This is a genomic window from Nonomuraea sp. CA-218870 (assembly GCF_050936535.1).
In the GTDB taxonomy this organism is placed as follows: Bacteria; Actinomycetota; Actinomycetes; order Streptosporangiales; family Streptosporangiaceae; genus Nonomuraea; species Nonomuraea corallina.
In genome coordinates this window covers 231,660-250,383 of the sequence record NZ_JBNJMN010000001.1, presented here as the reverse complement: position 1 = coordinate 250,383, position 18,724 = coordinate 231,660, and the positions used below count along the sequence as shown (strand labels likewise).

At 72.6% G+C, this 18,724-nt stretch carries 16 protein-coding genes; 11 read left to right on the top strand and 5 right to left on the bottom strand.

What is annotated here, in order from left to right; translation table 11 throughout:
* Window positions 1–52: 52 nt before the first annotated feature.
* From ACQEUU_RS01200 to ACQEUU_RS01190, 3 genes are read right to left on the bottom strand one after another with little or no spacing between them, the layout of a single operon-like run.
* Window positions 53–3,202 carry an ATP-binding protein gene (locus tag ACQEUU_RS01200; RefSeq protein WP_433059030.1) on the bottom strand — a complete coding sequence of 1,050 codons (3,150 nt, stop codon included), beginning with the start codon at window positions 3,200–3,202 and terminating at the stop codon, window positions 53–55.
* The gene (locus tag ACQEUU_RS01195; RefSeq protein ID WP_433059027.1) at window positions 3,199–3,882 is read right to left on the bottom strand and encodes a hypothetical protein; all 684 of its coding nucleotides are present in this window, start codon (window positions 3,880–3,882) and stop codon (window positions 3,199–3,201) included. Before ACQEUU_RS01195 ends, ACQEUU_RS01200 begins: the two co-directional genes overlap by 4 nt.
* 3 nt (window positions 3,883–3,885) lie before the next feature.
* Entirely contained in the window at window positions 3,886–4,956 is a 1,071-nt protein-coding gene (locus tag ACQEUU_RS01190) for an endonuclease domain-containing protein (protein ID WP_433059024.1), read from the bottom strand.
* 221 nt (window positions 4,957–5,177) lie between these two features.
* On the opposite strand from ACQEUU_RS01190, the gene ACQEUU_RS01185 reads away from it, so the two are divergent.
* Genes ACQEUU_RS01185 through ACQEUU_RS01175 form a run of 3 tightly spaced genes read left to right on the top strand, consistent with a single transcriptional unit; the run spans window position 5,178 to window position 7,068 of the window.
* Window positions 5,178–5,852, top strand: a complete 675-nt coding sequence (locus ACQEUU_RS01185) for a sensor domain-containing protein (RefSeq protein ID WP_433059021.1) — start codon at window positions 5,178–5,180, stop codon at window positions 5,850–5,852.
* A gap of 16 nt (window positions 5,853–5,868) precedes the next feature.
* The gene (locus ACQEUU_RS01180; RefSeq protein ID WP_433059018.1) at window positions 5,869–6,531 is read left to right on the top strand and encodes an AIM24 family protein; all 663 of its coding nucleotides are present in this window, start codon (window positions 5,869–5,871) and stop codon (window positions 6,529–6,531) included.
* Between the two features lie 54 nt (window positions 6,532–6,585).
* Complete coding sequence (locus tag ACQEUU_RS01175) at window positions 6,586–7,068, top strand: hypothetical protein (RefSeq protein ID WP_433059016.1); 483 nt, start codon at window positions 6,586–6,588, stop codon at window positions 7,066–7,068.
* Here ACQEUU_RS01175 and ACQEUU_RS01170 read toward each other — a convergent pair.
* Window positions 7,065–8,450: a S41 family peptidase gene (locus tag ACQEUU_RS01170; protein WP_433059014.1), complete on the bottom strand. Its 1,386-nt coding sequence runs from the start codon at window positions 8,448–8,450 to the stop codon at window positions 7,065–7,067. The two genes, ACQEUU_RS01175 and ACQEUU_RS01170, sit on opposite strands and share 4 nt — an antisense overlap.
* A gap of 192 nt (window positions 8,451–8,642) precedes the next feature.
* Here ACQEUU_RS01170 and ACQEUU_RS01165 point away from each other — a divergent pair, with 192 nt between their 5' ends.
* A complete protein-coding gene (locus ACQEUU_RS01165; protein WP_433059011.1) occupies window positions 8,643–9,107 on the top strand; it encodes a hypothetical protein in 465 nt (154 codons plus the stop codon).
* A gap of 66 nt (window positions 9,108–9,173) precedes the next feature.
* On the opposite strand, the gene ACQEUU_RS01160 is transcribed toward ACQEUU_RS01165, so the two are convergent.
* Window positions 9,174–9,617, bottom strand: coding sequence for a DUF4383 domain-containing protein (locus ACQEUU_RS01160; protein WP_433059008.1), 444 nt, complete (start codon window positions 9,615–9,617; stop codon window positions 9,174–9,176).
* A gap of 98 nt (window positions 9,618–9,715) precedes the next feature.
* Here ACQEUU_RS01160 and ACQEUU_RS01155 point away from each other — a divergent pair, with 98 nt between their 5' ends.
* From ACQEUU_RS01155 to ACQEUU_RS01125, 7 genes are all read left to right on the top strand, one after another.
* Entirely contained in the window at window positions 9,716–10,294 is a 579-nt protein-coding gene (locus tag ACQEUU_RS01155) for a TetR/AcrR family transcriptional regulator (protein ID WP_433059005.1), read from the top strand.
* A gap of 59 nt (window positions 10,295–10,353) precedes the next feature.
* Window positions 10,354–11,088, top strand: a complete 735-nt coding sequence (locus ACQEUU_RS01150; protein WP_433059003.1) for an SDR family NAD(P)-dependent oxidoreductase — start codon at window positions 10,354–10,356, stop codon at window positions 11,086–11,088.
* Window positions 11,089–11,178: 90 nt separating this feature from the next.
* Window positions 11,179–14,886, top strand: coding sequence for a nitrate reductase subunit alpha (locus ACQEUU_RS01145; RefSeq protein WP_433059000.1), 3,708 nt, complete (start codon window positions 11,179–11,181; stop codon window positions 14,884–14,886).
* Entirely contained in the window at window positions 14,886–16,649 is a 1,764-nt protein-coding gene (gene narH / locus ACQEUU_RS01140) for a nitrate reductase subunit beta (protein ID WP_433058997.1), read from the top strand. Before ACQEUU_RS01145 ends, narH begins: the two co-directional genes overlap by 1 nt.
* Complete coding sequence (narJ, locus tag ACQEUU_RS01135) at window positions 16,649–17,323, top strand: nitrate reductase molybdenum cofactor assembly chaperone (protein ID WP_433058994.1); 675 nt, start codon at window positions 16,649–16,651, stop codon at window positions 17,321–17,323. Before narH ends, narJ begins: the two co-directional genes overlap by 1 nt.
* 60 nt (window positions 17,324–17,383) lie before the next feature.
* On the top strand, window positions 17,384–18,118 hold the full coding sequence (gene narI, locus ACQEUU_RS01130; RefSeq protein WP_433058992.1) for a respiratory nitrate reductase subunit gamma: 735 nt from the start codon (window positions 17,384–17,386) through the stop codon (window positions 18,116–18,118).
* The gene (locus ACQEUU_RS01125; RefSeq protein WP_433058990.1) at window positions 18,115–18,690 is read left to right on the top strand and encodes an HPP family protein; all 576 of its coding nucleotides are present in this window, start codon (window positions 18,115–18,117) and stop codon (window positions 18,688–18,690) included. Before narI ends, ACQEUU_RS01125 begins: the two co-directional genes overlap by 4 nt.
* Window positions 18,691–18,724: the final 34 nt, after the last annotated feature.

The window sequence follows — 18,724 nt, the reverse complement described above, 5'->3', positions numbered from 1 at the left end:
CAGTCAGGAAGCCACCCCCAATCCGCCAAGCCGGAAGCGGCCCGCGCCGGGCTCAGCGGGCCGCGCGGGCCAGCACCTCCTCCGTCGTCAGCGGCGCCCGCGGATGGTGGCTCAGGCACATCGGCATCCGCGCCTTCACGAACGCGCTCCCCTCCAGCGCCACGTAGAACTCACCCGCGCCCAGCCGGGAGATTTCCGGCGCCGAACCGCCCTTGGCCCGCGCCATCTCCTTTGCCGCCTCGATGTGCACCGGCGCGTTCAGCAGGCCGAAGAACTGCGTGGCGGCGTTGCCGGGGATCTGGTTGTGCAGGCCCTTCGGCGCCTGGGTGGCGAACACCAGGCCCAGACCGTACTTGCGGGCCTGCGACGCCAGCGCCAGCGTGCTGTGCGTGCAGGCCGTCATCCGCCCGGAGCCCGGGGCGAACGTCTGCGCCTCGTCCATCACGAGCAGCCCGCCGAGCGGCCGGTCGCCCGCCGGGTTCTTCCTGATCCAGGCGAACAGCGCCATCTGCAACTGGCTGACGAAACTCTGCCGCTGGTCGTCGTTGGGCAGCCCGACGAAGCTGATCACCGACACGCGGGCCCGCCGGCCCGGCGACGGGGTCAGCAGCCGGCCGGGGTCCACCGGCTCGCCGCCCCCGCCGAACAGCGGGTCGTTGTCCATCGCCGCCTGCAGCGACCGTGCCACATCGGCGGCCACGCGCGGGGCGCCCGCCAGCTCGCTCACCCCGTCGGGCAGGTCGGCCAGCAGCGCGATCAACCCCTTGAGCGTCGCCCCGCCACCGCGCCCGTAGTGCTCCAGCGCCTTGCGCAGCACCGCCCGGCCCAGGTGTGCCTTGTCGGTCCGCGCGTCGAGCTTCGCCCGGGGCGCGATCGACGCCACCGCCGACTCCACCGCCTCGGTGAACTCGTCCGGGTCGCCGGTCACCCCGGCGAAGTCCGGCAGCGGCTGGAAACTGAGCGGCCGGCCCGCCGCGCGCCTCGGCGTCCAGACCACCACCTCGGTCCCGGCCAGATAGTCGGCGGCCCTGCGCTCGTCCCCGTCCACCCAGCCCTCGGGCCGCTCCGGCCACCGGTCGCCCAGCCTGGCCAGGTCGTTGTTCGGGTCGAGCACGATGGCGGACACGCCGCGCAGCGCGCACTCCTCGACCAGCCGCCGGATCAGCACGGTCTTGCCCGACCCGGAACCGGCGAAGATCGCCGTGTGCTTCCGCAGCGCCTCCAGCGCCACCCCGACAGGCCGGCCGCCGTCGACGGTCCTTCCCAGCGGGACGTACGAGCCGTCCGGCCGCTCATCGGAACCAAGAGCCTCCCCGGGCACGGGCTCGGAGGCCGCCGCCCTTTCACGCGGAGCCTCGGTGGCGGGGCCGGGGAGGTCCGTGAGCGCCTCCACCAGGAAGGAGACGGTGCGGGTGGGTCGGCGGGAGGCCAGCCACGACGCCAGCCCCGGCGGGTTCTCCGCGAGCAGGCGCCTGAGAGCCGCCAGCACCCGCAGATCCTCGCCGGTGAACGTGAGGGTCCGTCCCCCCGCGCGCTCGAAGGCCGCGACCACCTCCCGCGTCCTGGCGCCCTTCGACCAGTCCCCGTTACGCAGCAGGAACAGCCGCCGCTTGGGCACCTCGGCGTCCAGACCGGCGGCCACCGACGCCTTGCGGATCCGGTTGAGCGCCGCGACCGCGTGCCCGGCGGTGACCGCCCGGAACGCCCAGTGCTCCTCGTCCTCCGTGGTCTCGTCCAGCGTGCGCCGCAGCCGGGCGTGCAGGGGCGGCTTGGCGCTGGGCGGCGGGTCCACGCTGAACGTCCTGCCCCGCTCGCCCTGCTCGGCGATCCACGCCGACAGTCCCGCGGCGAGCAGCGGGGGGAGCAGCACGTCCTCGGTGGACTGGTCGATCTGGGGCGTCTCCCCGACCTCCAGCAGCGTGGCGAACCGGGCGTCCAGCGCGCTGTCCGGCGCGGCTTCCCGCCGCTCTCCAGCGGCGTCCGGCTCCGTCCCCGCTCCTCCGGCGGCGGTGGGCGCGGGAGCGGTCAGGCTGGTCAGCTCGGTGACCTCGCCGCTCAGCAGACATGCCCGTACGTGTGCGTCGATCGTGATGAGGAGCTGGCGCGCGGTGAACCCCGGCGCCCCGTCGAACGCCTCAGGGCGTACCGGCCAGGTCGGGTACGGCGGCTCGGCCCCGGCCTCCCGGTACTGCACCTCGAACCGCCTGGCGACCAGCTCCCGGGCGGTCTCGGCGTCGGGGATGGTCATGAGCTGCACGGCCGTCCTGAACCGGTCCCGGACGGTGTCGACCGCCTCCCTTTCGATCAACGTCCAGGTGGCGGGGATGCAGGAGACGACGGTCATCGTCCGACGCGTCACCTCGCGCAGCGCCATCAGGCCGCCCGCGATCCGTTCCAGGAGCAGCCTGTCGCCGTGGCCGTCGTCGGCGGCCGCGTCGGTGGACGTCCTGGACTGGGCGATCAGCGGGTCGATCTGGTCCACCGCGATGATCGTCGGCCCGGTGAGCGCCAGCAGGTGGGAGACGTCCCTGACGATCTCCTGCGGCGTCTTGTTCACCGGCCGGATGCCCCACCGCGCCCGCTCTCCCGGCTCGCCTTCCGGCATCGCGTACAGGAACGCCTCGCCGAGGTCCTGCAGGGCCGGGTCGGGGGAGGCGTAGAGGACCAGCGCCCGCGCGGTGTCCTGGCAGCCGCGCCCGACCACCTCGTCCATGCGCCGCAGCGCGTGCACGAACGCGTCGAGCTCCGCACGGGACAGCGCCTTCTTCCCGGTCACCGCCCGGCGGGCCATCCGCGACAGGTCGGCCCGCGACGCCAGGCGCGACAGGAACACCCTGAGCTGCGTCTGCTCGTCCTCGCCCGGACGGGAGAAGCTGTCGAGGAGCGACACCATGACGCTCTCCCAGAACTCCTTCGCGTCCAGCAGCCCGACCAGCACGAAGTAACCGCCCTCACGCTGGGTCACCTCGCGCAGCCAGCCGAGCAGGTGGGTCTTGCCGGTCCCGCGCTGGCCCCGGACGACCACGCCGATCGGGCTCGCGCCCTCCCGGCTCCTGGCCTCGGAGAGGCCGTCGAGCAGGAACTTCGCCGAGTGCCCGTGCAGTCCTTCCACGTGGAACGGCGAAGGCCGCCACACGTCGTCGGCGCCCTCGGTGTAGTGGAAGCTGAGAGCCGCGAGTGCCTCGACGCCCGGAGTCGTCATTCTCGCCCGATCCACAGCAGGTGCTTCTCCTGGCCGCCGATGATCACCCCGGCCTCCCGGTCCTGGGCGGTGAGGGTCTTCTGGTTGGACTCGGGGACGAGGTTCACGTCGGGGAGCCGCTCCATGCGTACGAGGGCGGCGTCGACGTCTTCGCGGGGCACGTCGCCGAGGAGCGGACGCAGCCGGGCCAGCCCCACGTAGGCGCCGGGCCGGTGGACCAGCCGCGCGTAGGCGGCCCGGATCCGCGCTTCCGGGTCATCCTCCGTCGTGGCGCCGGCTCCCGGCGCGAAGGGCCGGTCCGCCGTCGCCTCCGCGGGCGACGCGGGCTCCCGCGGCATGGAGACCTCGGCCGGGCGGAGGCCGGAACGATCCATGTACCTGCGCAGCAGGCTGAGGAGGCCACGGGCGATGATCCCCGGCGAGCGCTGCATCGCGGGAAGCTCGCCGGCGCGCAGTTCCTCCTCCAGCCGCCGCCACCCCCGGTCGGTCAGCACATGCCGGTACGAACGACCGTCCTTCCAGCTCTCGACCAGCTTCAGCTCGTTCAGTCTGTCGCGGTCCTTCTTCGCGACCTCGAAACCCCAGCGCGTCCTCAGCTCCGGGTTGGACACTTCGACGCCTTCCACGGCCAGCGCCACCAGTGTCGCGAACTGGGGGAGCGACAACCCTTGCTCTGGCATGCTTCATCCTTCTTCAGAGGCACGACGGTTACGGAGGAAAAGCTCGATGTGGCGGACCACGGCCTGGGGATCGGTCAGCACCTGCGCGTCGGTGAACCGCAGCACGGCGTAACCGGCGATCTGCAGGCGCACGTCCCGCGCGCGGTCGCCGGCGAACGCGTCCGGCCCGCGGTGCTCCGGGCCGTCCACCTCGACGACGCACCGGTCGTCCTGCCACACCAGGTCGGCCCGTACCGGAGAGGCCAGGACGCTCGGCCGGACCGTCTGGTTCCAGGCCCGGCCGGCGGCCCACCCGCACCCGCTCAGCGCGGACTCCAGCGCCCGCTCGGCCGCGCTCGCCGGATGCGGCCGGCCGGCGACCGGCGGACGGCCGGTCACCGGCGGCCCGCCGGACCGTCTCGGGGTGGGCGGCTGCCCGTTGGGTCCAGGAGCGCGCACCGTCTCCAGGTGGTCGACGGCGGGCAGCGGGCCCGCCAGCCAGACGCTCAGTCTCGCCCGGTGCGCCAGCCATTCGCCTGCCGCCACCAGGATCTCCTGGCCCCTGGGGGACAGCCCGTCCGGCACCTCGAACAGGAGGGACGCCCCGGCCCGGGAGCGGCCGGCCGCCAGCGCCCTGGTCAGCCCCGCGGCCCGGACCTCGGGCGGGAACCGGCTGGGCCGGACCTCCGGCGACCAGCTCGGCAGGGACGTCGTGGACCGGCTCGTCCGGGGCTCCGGGAACGGGCCTGGCCTGGCGCGCAGGGCGCGTTCCGCGAGTTCGGCGAGGAACGGGCCGAAGTGGGCGGTGGTGGCCGCCGTGCGCAGGGCCAGGGCGCGTACGGCGGCCGGGCCCGCCCCGCCGGGACCGTCGATGCCTCCGGCCTCCGGCAGCCAGGCGGGGAACAGCCCGAGCACCGTCGCGTCGAGCTCGTCGAGGACGGCGGCGACCAGGGCCTTGGGGGAGCGTGCCTCGGGGGCGGCGCAGGTCAGGATCGCGGGGGCCTCGCCGGGCAGGGAGTCGAGGACGGCCGGCAGCGGGCCGGCGCCCTCCAGGCGCACGACCTTGCCGGTCGGTAAGGCAGCCCAGGACCGCAACGCTCGCCGCTCCCCCTCGCCGGATCGGACAGTGCAGGCGACGTTATCGGGGTCGCGGCGCGGCTGTCATCCGCTATCGCCCGTCCTGGCCGGGGTCGGCGGCGAAGACGACGGCGGCCAGGTAGCCGTCGCCGTCGGCGGGCGGGGTAGGGCTGTCCCCACCCTCTTTCCGCCTGCTCGCGGGACTGATCCCACCGCCGCCGATCCGTAGCGTTGCCGGTATGACGACCCTCCGAAACCGCGTCGCCACCGACTCCCGCTACCTCCTCCTGTCCCTCCCCACCGCCCTCGTCTCGTTCCCGCTGGTCGTCGCAGGCGTGTCAGCCGGGCTGGGCGCCGCCGTCGTGTTCGCCGGGCTGCCGTTGCTGGCCGCCACCGCCTGGCTCGCCAGGAACGTCGCCGACGCCGAGCGGGCCTCTCTGCCCGGCGTGCTCGGCCACCCCGTCGCACGCCCCCGCTACCGTGAGGCGCCGGTCTGGGCCGGCTGGTTCCGCCGGATGATGAACCCGCTGGCCAGCGGCCAGGCCGTCATGGACCTGCTGCACGTGATCATCGCGTTCCCTGTCGTCGTCGCCGCGTCCGTGGTGGCCGCCGTCTGGTGGCTGGGCACGCTGGCCGGGCTGGCCTTCCCGCTGTACGGGTGGATCATCGCGGGCATCCCCGGGGCCATCGAGACCGGGCTGCCAGGCGCGCTCGGGTTCGCCGACAGCCCGGCGCTGTTCGTGGTCTGGAACACGGTGCTCGGCCTGCTGTTCGCCATCACGCTGCCGCCGGTGCTGCGCGGCGCCGCCCTCGTCAGGGCGAGCCTGGCGGAGCTGATGCTCACCCGGCCGGCGTTCGCGCACCCGTCCGTCTCCGCGCATATCGTGGATCCCGCGGTCACCCGGATCGCCTGACATCGAAGGGTCACCAGTGCGCAGCCCCATCTTCGGAAATCTGGACGACCAGCGGCTCCCGCCCGGCTTCGCGCTGCAGAACGGCAAGATGCTCCGGGTCGAGCTGCCCGAGGTGCTCGCCAAGCAGGGGTCCATGGTCGCCTTCCAGGGCGCCTGGGACTTCGACTACGAGGGCTCGGGCGGCTTGGGCAAGCTGTTCAAGAAGGCGATGACCGGCGAGGGCGCCTCGCTCATGCGGGTGCGCGGGCAGGGGGTGCTCTACCTCGCCGACAACGCCGACGACATCCACCTGTTCTATCTGGAGAACGAGGGCCTGACGGTCAACGGCCGCAACCTGCTCGCCTTCCAGCCGCAGATCGGCTGGGACATCCAGCGGGTGCAGGGGGCCGGCGTCGCGGCGGGCGGGCTGTTCAACACCACGCTCACCGGCACCGGCTGGGTGGCGGTCACCACCCACGGCACCCCGGTCGTGCTCGACGCGGGCCGCATGCCGACCTTCGCCGACGGGCAGTCGGCCGTCTGCTGGAGCGCCGGGCTGCACGTCGGCGTCAACCGCACCTTCAAGGCCGGCGCGCTGATCGGGCGGGGCAGCGGCGAGGCCATGCAGCTCGCGTTCCAGGGCCAGGGGTTCGTGCTGGTGCAGGCCAGCGAGGGCCCGCCGGTGGTGAGCGCGTCCTAGCGGCTGCAGCGGGGGCCAAGCCATCCGCAAGTCGCCTCCCCGATCCTGTCCCGCATGGGGAACCCTGTCCGGATTCTGCTCATCCTGCTCTGGCTGGCCGTCTGCCTGACGCCCATCCCGGTGGCCGTGCCCGGCTACCGGCTCGCGCTCGGCCACGCCGGCACGCCCGGGACGCTCACCGTGATCTCCTGCGAGTCGCTGGGCCGGGGCCGCTACGACTGCCGTGGGCGGTTCGTCCCTGACGACGGCGGGCCGGACGTCCTGGTGTCGGCCTCTCCCGACTCCGGCGTGGGCGACGTGACGCACGCCCGGCTCACCCCCGACGGGACCCGCGCGCTGCCCGACGGGGTCAAGGGCGTGCTGAGCGTCTCCGCCGTCCCGGCCGCGGGGCTGGCCGGGCTGGGCTTCCTCCCGTACGTGGTCGCGTACTGGTGGGGCGGGCCGGGAGCGCGCCGGCGATGGGTCGCCCCCGGGGTGGTCGTCACCGCCGCCGGACTCCTGGTGGCGATCATCGGGATGATCGCCGCGTACTCCTAGGACAGCAGCTCGATCGCCTTGGCGAGGCCGGGGTCGCGGCCCTTCGACAGGTCCTCGGCCGTGAGCGGGACGTGGTGGTCGGGGGCCACGCCGATCTCGTCGACGACCTCCTTGTTCGGGCCGACGTGGCGTTTGGCGGGCAGCAGCAGGATGCTTCCGTCGCCGAGCCCGAACGCGCTCGCCGGTCCGGACAGCGCGCCCGCGGTCCGGGTGCCGACCAGCGGGGCCAGCTTCAGGCCCTTGACGGCGGCGGTGAAGTCGTCGCAGGCCGACGCGCACTGCCGGTCGGTGAGCACGACCAGTGGCAGCTTCAGCAGCGGGACGGAGTCGTCGGTGCGGATGGCCGTGCAGGAGCCGCGCACGTCGCACTCGTGGCCGGTCACCTTGCCGTGCGCGAACGCCCCGAGCAGGCGGGCGACCTCCCTGGGCGAGCCGCCGCGGTTGCCGCGCAGGTCCAGCACCACCCCGCTGGGCTCGCCCTTCTTCCGGAGCTCACCGACGGCGCTGATCACCCGGTCCGCTGCGCCGGGGCCGAAGTCCGGCAGCTTGACGTAGGCGGCGCCGCGGGTCCGCCCGGCCGACATCGCCGGGGGTTCGGCCGTGAACCTGGCGGGCTTCAGGGTCAGCTGCCAGGTGCGGCCCGTCGCCGGGCGGCGCATCACCAGCCGCAGCGGCCTGTCCTCCGCCAGCAGCGCCAGCACGCCGGGGGACAGGAGCCCGGCGACGTACGGCGGAGCGCCGTCGACGGAGACCACCACGTCGCCCGGCCGTATCCCGCCCTCGGCGGCCGGGCTGCCGGGCATCACGGACGTGATGTGCAGCGGCGGGCCCACGGCCGGGTCGGGCCGGCCGCCCCGGTGGCCGGACATGCCGGTGACGCCCGACCCGTAGGCGGTGCCCGGCTCGCCCGGCTCGTCCTCCCTGGGCCGGACCCAGGCGGCGTGGTTGTCGTGCAGGGCCTCGATCATGCCCTTCAGCGTGGCCTCGGCGGCGGCCTGCCTGGCCCGCTCCGGCAGGCTCTCCGCGACCCGGGCGTAGACCCGCGCGAACGCCTCCCGGTCGGCGTCCCTGTCGCCGCCGAGCGCGGGCATGGTCGCGTCCGGCCGGTCGAGGCCGTGGCGCTGCAGGTGCTGGGTGAACGCGGCGAAGCCGGCGGCCAGCACCGTCCGGTGATCGAGCGCCGGGGCGCCGTAGTAGCGGGCGAAGACGCAGTCGTAGGCCTGCTCGATCGTCGCCACGGTGGTCGCGGCCGGCCCGCCCTCGACGGGGCCGGTCAGCGGCTCGCACGCCGTGGCGGCGGCGGCCTGGGGCGCGCGGGGGGCGCAGGCGAGTGCGGTGAGGGTCAGGGTGAGCGCGGTGAGGACCCGCGTCGTCTTCTTCATGCCCGCCAGCGTCGCGGGACGGCGGTTGCGGGGCTGTGAACGGTCCTGTTAACACCGCGCTTACGCCTTCGGGCCGGGGTCGGCGTACATCCTTCCGCCTACGGGCCGGGCGCCCGCGTACGCGCCGGCGGGTACGCGGGAGACAACCGCGGGGCGACGCCGGACGCCTGGCCGTGCTCCTACGGTCGGATGATGAGGAAGACGAGCTCTCTCGGAATGTCCCCGGCCGCGATCGCGGGACTGGCCCTGCTCGGCGTGCCCCGGGTGATCGCGCACGATCTGGGCCTGGTCGGCCCGGTGGTCAACGGGGTGCTCACGTTCCTGCCGGTCCTGGTCTGGCTGGGCGTGGTGCTGTGGCGGCGGGTGCCCAACGCGTTCCTGACGCTGCTGGCGATCGGCGGCGCCTACGGGGTGCTGCTCGCGGTCACCCACCAGCTGTTCTGGTCATCGGCGTTCGCCGATCAGCCGCGGCTGGGCGGGAACCTGGCGGGCGCGCTGGCGCCGGGGGCGGAGGAGGCGCTGATGCGGACGTTCGCGTTCGGCAGCAGCCTGTTCACCGGGGTCGTGGTCGGCGTGCTCGTGGGCGCGGTCGGCTGGGTGCTGGCCAGGGCGGTGCCCGCCCTCCGGCCTCCGGCCGTGCGCGGGGAAGAGTCCTGAGCCCCGCCGGACACGCGAAACCCGTGCGCCGCCTCTTCTCGGGCCGCGCACGGGTCTCGGTGTCGCTTAGCGGATGGCGCTCGGGCGGCGCCGCGTCAGCAGCACGCCCAGCGCGACCATGGCGACACCCAGGAACAGGTGGAGCCAGTTGTCCGCGTCGTTGACCGGCACGAAGTTCGCCGGGGTGTCGTGGCCGACGAGCATCCCGTAGATCCACAGCAGCAGGTAGACGACCCCGCCGCCGATCAGGAAGTTACGGGCGCCCGACCAGGTACGGGCCAGGACGACGCCGGCGACACCGAAGAGCAGGTGCACGATGTTGTGCAGGATCGACACCTGGAACACGCCCAGGAGCATGGCGTCGGACTCGTGCGAGGCGAACTGGAGCTGGTCGAAGTTCGTGGTGATCCCGGGGACGAAACCCAGGACGCCGACCAGGAGGAACACCACCCCGGTGACCAGTGCGGCTAACTGCACAGGGGTGCGGTTGGTTGTGCGCGGGGTGTTCATATGAGCTCCCTCGGAACGGATCTTCTGACCCGCCGTCTACCCCTCGCGAACTCGCCCTAACTTGACCGATCGTTCTCGATAGGATTAGGGTCCGCGGCATGGCGCGAAGCAAGGAGTTCGACCCCGAGGTGGCGTTGCAGCGCGCGCTGGAGCTGTTCTGGGAGCGCGGCTACGAGGCGACGTCCATGGCCGACCTCGTGGCGCGCCTGGGGATCGCGCGGGCCAGCCTCTACGCCACGTTCGGCGGCAAGCGCGAGCTCTATTTCCAGGCCCTGGAGCGCTACCTGCGGAGCACGGACCCGCGCGTGCTGGAGAGGCTGTCCCAGCCCGGCCCGGTGCTGCCGGCCGTGCGGGCGCTGATCAGGGCGTACGCGGCGGAGTCCGGCGGCGAGGACCGGCGCGGCTGCATGGTCGTCAACGCCGCGGTGGAGCTCGCCCCGCACGACCCGGCCGCGGCGGCGCTCGTGGAGTCGAGCTGGAGCCACCTGGAGACGGTGCTGACCTCGGCCCTGACCCGCGCCCGCGCCCAGGGCGAGCTGGATCCCGGCAAGGATCCGCGGGCCGTCGCCCGGATGCTCCTCGTGCTCATGCAGGGCATGCGGGTGATCGGCCGGACGCCCGGCGGCGCCGCCCGCCTGGACGACGCGGCCGATCAGGCGCTGGCCCTGCTGGGCTGACGTCGCCTTTCGTGCTGCCCAGTTTTTGGATCGATCGTTCCTATAAATGAGGTGGTCGGATGCAGGGCAAGGTCGTTCTCATCACCGGAGGTTCCTCCGGCATCGGTTACGCCACCGCGCGCGCCTTCACGGCCGCGGGCGCCACAGTGATGATCACCGGGCGGGACGAGGGCCGGCTCGCCGAGGCGGCCGGGCGGCTCGGCGCGGGCTGGACGGCCGGCGACGTCTCCAGCGCCGCCGACTGCGCGCGCATGGTCGCCGCCACCGCCGACCGGTACGGCGGCCTGCACGTCGCCGTCAACAACGCGGGGGTGCTGGGCGGCTTCGGCCCGCTCGCGGACCTGGACCCCGCCGACTGGAAGGCCGTGCTCGACGCCAACCTGACCGGCGTGTTCCTCGCCATGAAGTACGAGATCGCGTACCTGAGGGAGCACGGCGGCGGCGCGATCGTGAACGTGGCGTCCAACATCGGCGCGCACCGCCGCGTCCCCGGCCTGGCCGCCTACGCCGCCTCCAAGGCCGGGGTGAGCGTGCTGACGAGGGCGGCCGCGCTGGAGTACGCCGCCGACGGCATCCGGATCAACGCCGTCAGCCCCGGCGCCACCGACACCGCCATGACCTACCGGCCCGGTGAGACCACCGCCGAGCGCGACGCCAGGCTCGCGTCGACGATGCCGATGGGCCGCGTCGCCGACCCCGACGAGGTGGCGGCCGCCGTCCTCTGGCTCGCCTCCGGCCCGTCGAGCTTCGTCGCCGGGCACGATCTGGTCGTCGACGGCGCGGCCAGCGCGTGACGAGATGAGTGAACTCGCCGCGATCAAGTCATTACGGTACGTATAAGGTCCGACCCGGTTGCCTCCGGTCGCCGCTGGTAGATACACGCCATGGTCAACGAGCGAACGGCCGGGGAACCCAAGGAGGGAGCCACCTCGGCCCTCCTGCGGATCGGAGACTTCTTCAGCCGGGGCGTCTACTCGGGCGACCTGAGGGACGTGTCCTACCGGGGCGGACGGGCGGGCGAGGTCTTCTACCGCGACCGCTGGTCGCACGACAAGATCGTGCGCTCCACCCACGGGGTGAACTGCACGGGCTCCTGCTCCTGGAAGGTGTACGTCAAGGACGGGATCATCACCTGGGAGACCCAGGAGACCGACTATCCGACGGCCGGCCCCGACCGTCCCGAGTACGAGCCCAGGGGCTGCCCCCGGGGCGCGGCGTTCTCCTGGTACACCTACCACCCGACCCGGGTGCGTTACCCGTACGCGCGCGGCGTCCTCGTGGAGATGTACCGCGAGGCCCGCGCCCGGCTCGGCGACCCGGTCCTGGCCTGGGCGGACGTCGTGGGGGACCCGGAGCGGCGGCGCCGCTACCAGCAGGCGCGGGGCAAGGGCGGGCTGGTGCGCACGACCTGGGACGAGGCGCTGGAGATGATCGCCGCCGCCCATGTGCACACGATCAAGCAGCACGGTCCCGACCGGATCGCCGGGTTCACCCCCATCCCCGGCCAGTCGATGCTGTCCCACGCGGTCGGGACCCGGTTCCTGTCGCTGATCGGCGGCCAGGCGCTGTCGTTCTACGACTGGTACGCCGACCTGCCGGTGGCCTCCCCGCAGGTGTTCGGCGACCAGACCGACGTGCCGGTGTCCGGCGACTGGTGGGACGCGGCCTACCTGATGATGTGGGGGTCGAACGTCCCCGTCACCCGCACGCCCGACGCCCACTGGATGGTCGAGGCCCGCTACAACGGCCAGAAGGTCGTCGTGGTCTCCCCCGACTACGCCGACAACAGCAAGTTCGCCGACGACTGGCTGCACCCCCATCCCGGCACCGACGGGGCGCTGGCCCACGCGATGGGCCAGGTGATCCTGCGCGAGTTCTTCGTCGAGCGGCAGGTGCCGTACTTCCTCCGCTATGTGCGTCGTTTCACCGACATGCCGTTCCTGGTCCGGCTGGAGGAGAAGGACGGCGCGTACGTCCCGGGGCGGTTCCTGCGCGCCGCCGACCTCGGCGGGGCGTACGCCGCGACCGAGAACGCCGAATGGCGCACCGTGGTGGTGGACGAGGTCACCGGCGACGTGGTCGCCCCCTCCGGCACCGTCGCCGACCGCTGGTCGGACGAGGACGGACGCTGGAACCTCGACCTCGGCGACGTCGTGCCCCGGCTCACCACGCACGGCCTGCCCGGCGCCGTGGGCGCCGAGGTGCTGCTGCCCCGGTTCGACACCGCCGACGGGACGGGGGCGGTGCTCAGGCGCGGCGTCCCCGCCGTCCGGCTGACGCCCGGCGGGCCGCTGGTCACCACGGTGTACGACCTGATGCTGGCCCGCTACGGCGTCGGCCGGGACGGCCTGCCGGGCGAGTGGCCGAGCGGGTACGACGACGCGGACTCGCCCGGCACGCCGGCCTGGCAGGAGACGATCACCTCGGTGCCGGCGGCGGCGGCCGTCCGGATCGCCCGCGAGTTCGCCATGACCGCCGAGAGCACCGACGGCCGCTGCATGATCCTCATGGGCGCCGGCACCAACCACTGGTTCCATTCGGAGACCACGTACCGCAACTTCATCACGCTGCTGCTGATCACCGGCTGCGTAGGGCGCAACGGCGGTGGCTGGGCCCACTACGTCGGCCAGGAGAAGTGCCGCCCGCTCACCGGCTGGACCACGCTGGCCACCGCGAACGACTGGAAGCGGCCGAGCCGGCAGATGATCGGCACCGGCTTCTTCTTCCTCAACACCGACCAGTGGCGCTACGACCACTTCCACGCCGACGCCCTGAGCTCGCCACTCGGCAAGGGGCACTTCGCCGGGATGACGGCGGTCGACATCCTGGCCCAGTCGGCCCGGTTGGGCTGGATGCCCTCCTATCCCACCTTCGACCGCAACCCGCTGGACCTGGCCGACGAGGCCCGCGCCGCCGGCCGGGACCCGGGCGAGCACGTGGCGGAGGAACTGGCGGCGGGCCGGCTGAGGTTCTGCGCCGAGGACCCGGACCACCCGGACAACTGGCCGCGCGTCCTCATCGCGTGGCGGGCCAACCTGCTGGGCTCGTCCGCCAAGGGAGCCGAGTACTTCCAGCGCCACCTGCTGGGCACACTCAGCAACCTGCGGGCCACCGAGACGCCCGAGGACCTCCGGCCGCGCGACGTGCGCTGGCGCGACCCCGCGCCCGAGGGCAAGCTCGACCTGCTGCTCTCGCTGGACTTCCGGATGACGTCCACGACCCTGCTGTCCGACATCGTGCTGCCGGCCGCGACCTGGTACGAGAAACACGACCTGAACTCGACCGACATGCACCCGTACGTGCACTCGTTCAACCCGGCGGTGGAGCCGCCCTGGCAGGCCCGCACCGACTTCGAGATCTTCAACGACATCGCCGACGGCGTGTCCGAGCTGGCCGGCGAGCACCTGGGCACCCGGTACGACCTGGTGGCCACGCCCTTCCAGCACGACTCGCCCGGCGAACTGGGCAACCCCACGGGCCTGGCGCAGGACTGGCGGGCCGACGGGTCGACCCCGGTCCCCGGCCGGACCATGCCGAGCCTGACCGTCGTCGAGCGCGACTACACGGCGATCTCCGCCCAGCTGCGCACCCTCGGCCCGCTCGCCGCGTCCAAGGGCGTGCCCTGCAAGGGCATCACCTACCAGGTGGATCACGAGATCAGGCTGCTGGGCCAGGCCAACGGCCTCGCGCGCGGCGGCCCCGCCGACGGCCTGCCGTTGATCGACACCGGCAAGAAGGCGTGCGAGGCGATCCTGGCGCTGTCCGGCTCGACCAACGGGCGCCTGGCCGACCAGGGTTTCCGCACCCTGGCCAGGAAGGTGGGCGGCGACGGGCTGGCCGGCCTCGCCCGCTCGGACGCCGACCGCCGCATCACCTACGCGGCCACCCAGGCGCATCCGCAGACCACCATCACCAGCCCCGAATGGGCGGGCATCGAGACCCCGGAACGCCAGTACAGCGCCTTCACCATCAACACCGAGCACGACAAGCCCTGGCACACCCTGACCGGGCGCATGCACTTCTTCCTCGACCACGACTGGATCACCGAGCTCGGCGAGAACCTGCCGACGTACCGGCCGCCGCTGAACATGCACCGGCTGTTCGGCGAGCCCGTCCTCGGCGCGGACGGCGCGCGGGAGGTGACCGTGCGCTACCTCACCCCGCACAACAAGTGGTCCATCCACTCGGAGTACCAGGACAACCTGATCATGCTGTCGCTGTCGCGCGGCGGTCAGGTCATCTGGATCAGCCCGCAGGACGCCGAGGCCATCGGCGTCGCCGACAACGACTGGATCGAGGCGGTCAACCGCAACGGCGTGGTGGTGGCGCGGGCCATCGTGTCCTACCGGATGCCGGCCGGGACGGTCTACATGCATCACGCCCAGGACCGCGTCATCGCCGTCCCGAAGAGCGAGGCCACGGGAAAGCGGGGCGGCATCCACAACTCGCTGACCCGCGTGCTCGTCAAACCCACCCATTTCATCGGCGGTTACGCCCAGCTCTCGTTCTTCCCCAACTACATGGGCCCGGTCGGCACCCAGCGTGACGAGATCACGGTGATCCGCCGGCGGACCCAGAAGGTCGAGTACTGATGCGCGTCATGGCCCAGATCTGCATGGTGATGAACCTCGACAAGTGCATCGGGTGCCACACCTGCTCGGTCACCTGCAAGCAGACGTGGACGAGCCGGCCCGGCGTCGAGTACGTGTGGTTCAACAACGTGGAGACGCGCCCAGGGCAGGGCTACCCGCGCCGCTACGAGGACCAGGAACGCTGGCGGGGAGGCTGGAAGCTGACCTCGCGGGGCCGGCTGGTGCCCAGGGCGGGCGGCCGGGCGCGGCGGCTGGCGAGCATCTTCGCCAACCCGCTGCTGCCCAACATCCGCGACTACTACGAGCCGTGGACCTACGACTACAACGCCCTGTTCGACACCCCGGCCGGTGACGACTTCCCGGTGGCGGCGCCCCGCTCGCTCATCAGCGGCGAACGGATGAACACCATCACCTGGTCGGCCAACTGGGACGACAACCTGGGCGGCATGCCGGAGCACGAGAGCGACGACGTCGTCCTGCAGCGGATCCAGGACAAGGTGCGGATGGAGCTCGAACAGACCTTCATGTTCTACCTGCCGCGCATCTGCGAGCACTGCATCAACCCGTCGTGCGTGGCGTCCTGCCCGTCCGGCGCGCTCTACAAGCGCGTCGAGGACGGGATCGTGCTGGTCGACCAGGACCGCTGCCGCGGTTGGCGGATGTGCGTCACGGGCTGTCCGTACAAGAAGATGTACTTCAACCACCGCACCGGCAAGGCCGAGAAGTGCACGTTCTGCTTCCCGCGCATCGAGGTCGGCCAGCCCACCGTGTGCTCCGAGACCTGCGTCGGCCGGCTGCGCTACATCGGCGTGCTGCTGTACGACGCCGACCGGGCGCCGGAGGCCGCGGCCACCCCGCGCGAGCAGGACCTCTATCCGGCGCAGCTCGGCCTGTTCCTCGACCCGCACGACCCGGAGGTGCGGCGGGCCGCCGAGCTGGCGGGCATCCCGCACGACTGGGTCCAGGCGGCCCGCCGCTCGCCCGTCTACGACCTGATCGCCACCTACGGCGTGGCGCTGCCGCTGCATCCGGAGTACCGCACGCTGCCGATGGTCTGGTACGTGCCGCCGCTGTCGCCGGTGGTGGAGGCCATCACCGCCTCGGGCCACGACGGCGAGGACTACCGGAACCTGTTCGGCGCCATCGACACGCTCCGCATCCCGGTCTCGTACCTGGCCGAGCTGTTCACGGCGGGCGACCCGGCCCCCGTCGAGCTGGCGCTGCGGAGGCTGGCCGCCATGCGTTCGCACCGGCGGCGGATCAACCTGGGCGAGCCGGTCGACCCGGCGATCGCCGCCTCGGTCGGCTTCGACGTCGACAAGCTGGACCGCATGTTCCGGCTGCTCTCCCTGGCGAAGTACGAGGAGCGCTACGTCATCCCGACGGCCGCCGCCGGAGACGTGCGCAGGCTGGAGGAGACGGAGCTGAGCGGGTGCAGCCTCGACTACGAGGGCGGCCCGGGGATGGGCGGCACCGAGTCGTCGGGGCCGTTCGGCGAGGCGTCCGGCCGGCCGGCGCCGCTGTCCGTGGAGACCTTCCACGGTCTGCGCGAACGCCAGACCTCGGAGTCGGCCGCCGAGACCTCCGGCCACCGGGGCCGGATCAACCTGCTCAACTGGGACGGCCGCGGCCTCCCCGCGGGGCTGTTCCCGAAGCGGCGGAAAGACGGCGACGGCCATCGGGGCGGTCGCGTGGACAAGAGCGAGGAGCCGGGCGCCGGGCCGGGCGAGATCAGCGGGCGGCACGAGCGCGGTGAGTCGTGATGAGACGGCCTTCGCGGCGATCCCGGCTGTCCGCCGACGGCGTGGCCGTGGTGCGCCGGGCGGCCGGGCTGTGCCTGCGCTACCCCGACCGGGAGCTGTTCGACCGGCTGCCGCTGATCAGGGCCGCGCTCGCCGAGACCGGCGCGCATCCGCCGGTGGCCGCCGTCGCCGCGTTCGCCGAGCACCTGGCGGGCCAGGAGCCGCTGCGGGCCGAGGAGCACTACGTGTCGGTCTTCGACCTGCGCAACCGCCGCTCGCTGCACCTGACCTGGTGGATCGACGGCGACACCCGCCGCCGCGGGCTCTCCCTGGCCGCGATCAAGGAGCGCTACCGGGCGCACGGCCTGACGCCGCCGGGCAGCGACGAGCTGCCCGACTACCTGCCGGTGATCCTGGAGTACGCGACCCTGGAGCGCGCCGACGGGACGGCGCTGCTCCAGGAGCACCGGGCCGGGCTCGAACTGCTGAAGTTCGCCCTGATCAAGGCCGCCACGCCGTACGCCCGGCTGCTCGAAGCGGTGTGCGGCACACTGCCCGGGGCCTCGCCCGGCACCCCGGAGGAGGCCGCCCGGATGGCCCGCCGCCCGGTCGGCGGCGGTCCTGAGCTGGTCGGGCTGGACGCCATCGGACTCCCCTCGTCGCATCCCATCGCCACCACCGGGGGTCTCAAGTGATCTCGTCCGCGCCGGGCCGGAGCCGGAAGCTCCCGCCCTCTCCGATCGGGAAGGTGCCCGATGCCCTCGCCCGTTGACATCTTCCTGTGGGGCGCTTTCCCCTACATCGCCGTGGCCATCCTGATCACCGGCCTCATCTGGCGCTACCGCTACGACAAGTTCGGCTGGACGACCCGCTCGTCCGAGCTGTACGAGTCGCGGCTGCTGCGGTGGGGCAGCCCGATGTTCCACTTCGGGCTGCTCATCGTGCTCTTGGGGCACATACTCGGCCTGTTCATCCCGGACAGCTGGACGGCGGCGGCCGGGATCAGCGAGACCGTCTACAGCTTCCTGGCGATCACGCTCGGCATCGCCGCAGGCGTGCTCACCTACGCCGGCATCGCCCTGCTCGTCTGGCGGCGGCGCACCACCGGGCCGGTCTTCCTGGCCACGACCGTCAACGACAAGATCATGTACATCTTCCTGGTCGCGGCGCTGACGGCGGGACTGGCCACCACGCTGATCAACGCCTCGACGCTGCACTACAACTACCGCATCGACCTCTCGCCGTGGGTGCGCAGCCTCTTCGTGTTCCAGCCCGAGGTGGCGCTCATGGCGCGCACGCCGATCGAGTACCGCATCCACGCGATCACCGGGCTGGTGCTGTTCGCGATCGTGCCGTTCACCCGGCTGGTCCACGCGTTCGCCGCGCCCGTGCACTACCTGTTCAGGCCGTACATCGTCTATCGTGCCCGCGACCCGAGGAACCTCGGCACCGCGGCGCTCCGGCCAGGGTGGAAGCGGAGCGACGTGTGACCCGCGGGACCAGGCCGTACTATCTGGAGTCGCTGGAGGACCGGTATCCCCGGTGGGCGGTGCGTTCGGTCTACACGGGCGTCAACAGCTTCGTCTCGATCTTCCTGATGGCGATCATCGCCTACAACACCGACGCCCCGTTCGTCTTCCCGTCCCTGGGCCCCACGGCCTTCCTGCTGTTCTACACGCCGCTGGCGGCCTCGTCCTCGCCGCACAACAGCCTGATCGGGCACCTGATAGGCATCCTGGCCGGATGGTTCTCGCTGGCGGTCACCGGGCTGCTCGCCGTGCCGCCCGACCTGGAGAAGATCGACTGGCAGCGGATCCTGGCCTGCGCCATCGCGCTCGGGCTGACCTGCGGGCTGATGCCGATCTTCCAGGCGGCGCACCCGCCGGCCGGCGCCACCACCCTGATCGTCTCGCTCGGCCTGATCCGGACCCCGGAACATCTGCTGATCATGATGGCGGCGGTGCTCGTCATCGTCATCCAGGGCTTCGTCATCAACCGGGCCGCCGGTCTGCCCTATCCGCTGTGGCGGAAACCCGGGGGGAACGCGCCGTCGGACGACTGAAAGGACGGTCCGGGGCGGCACGTCGGTCACCGCC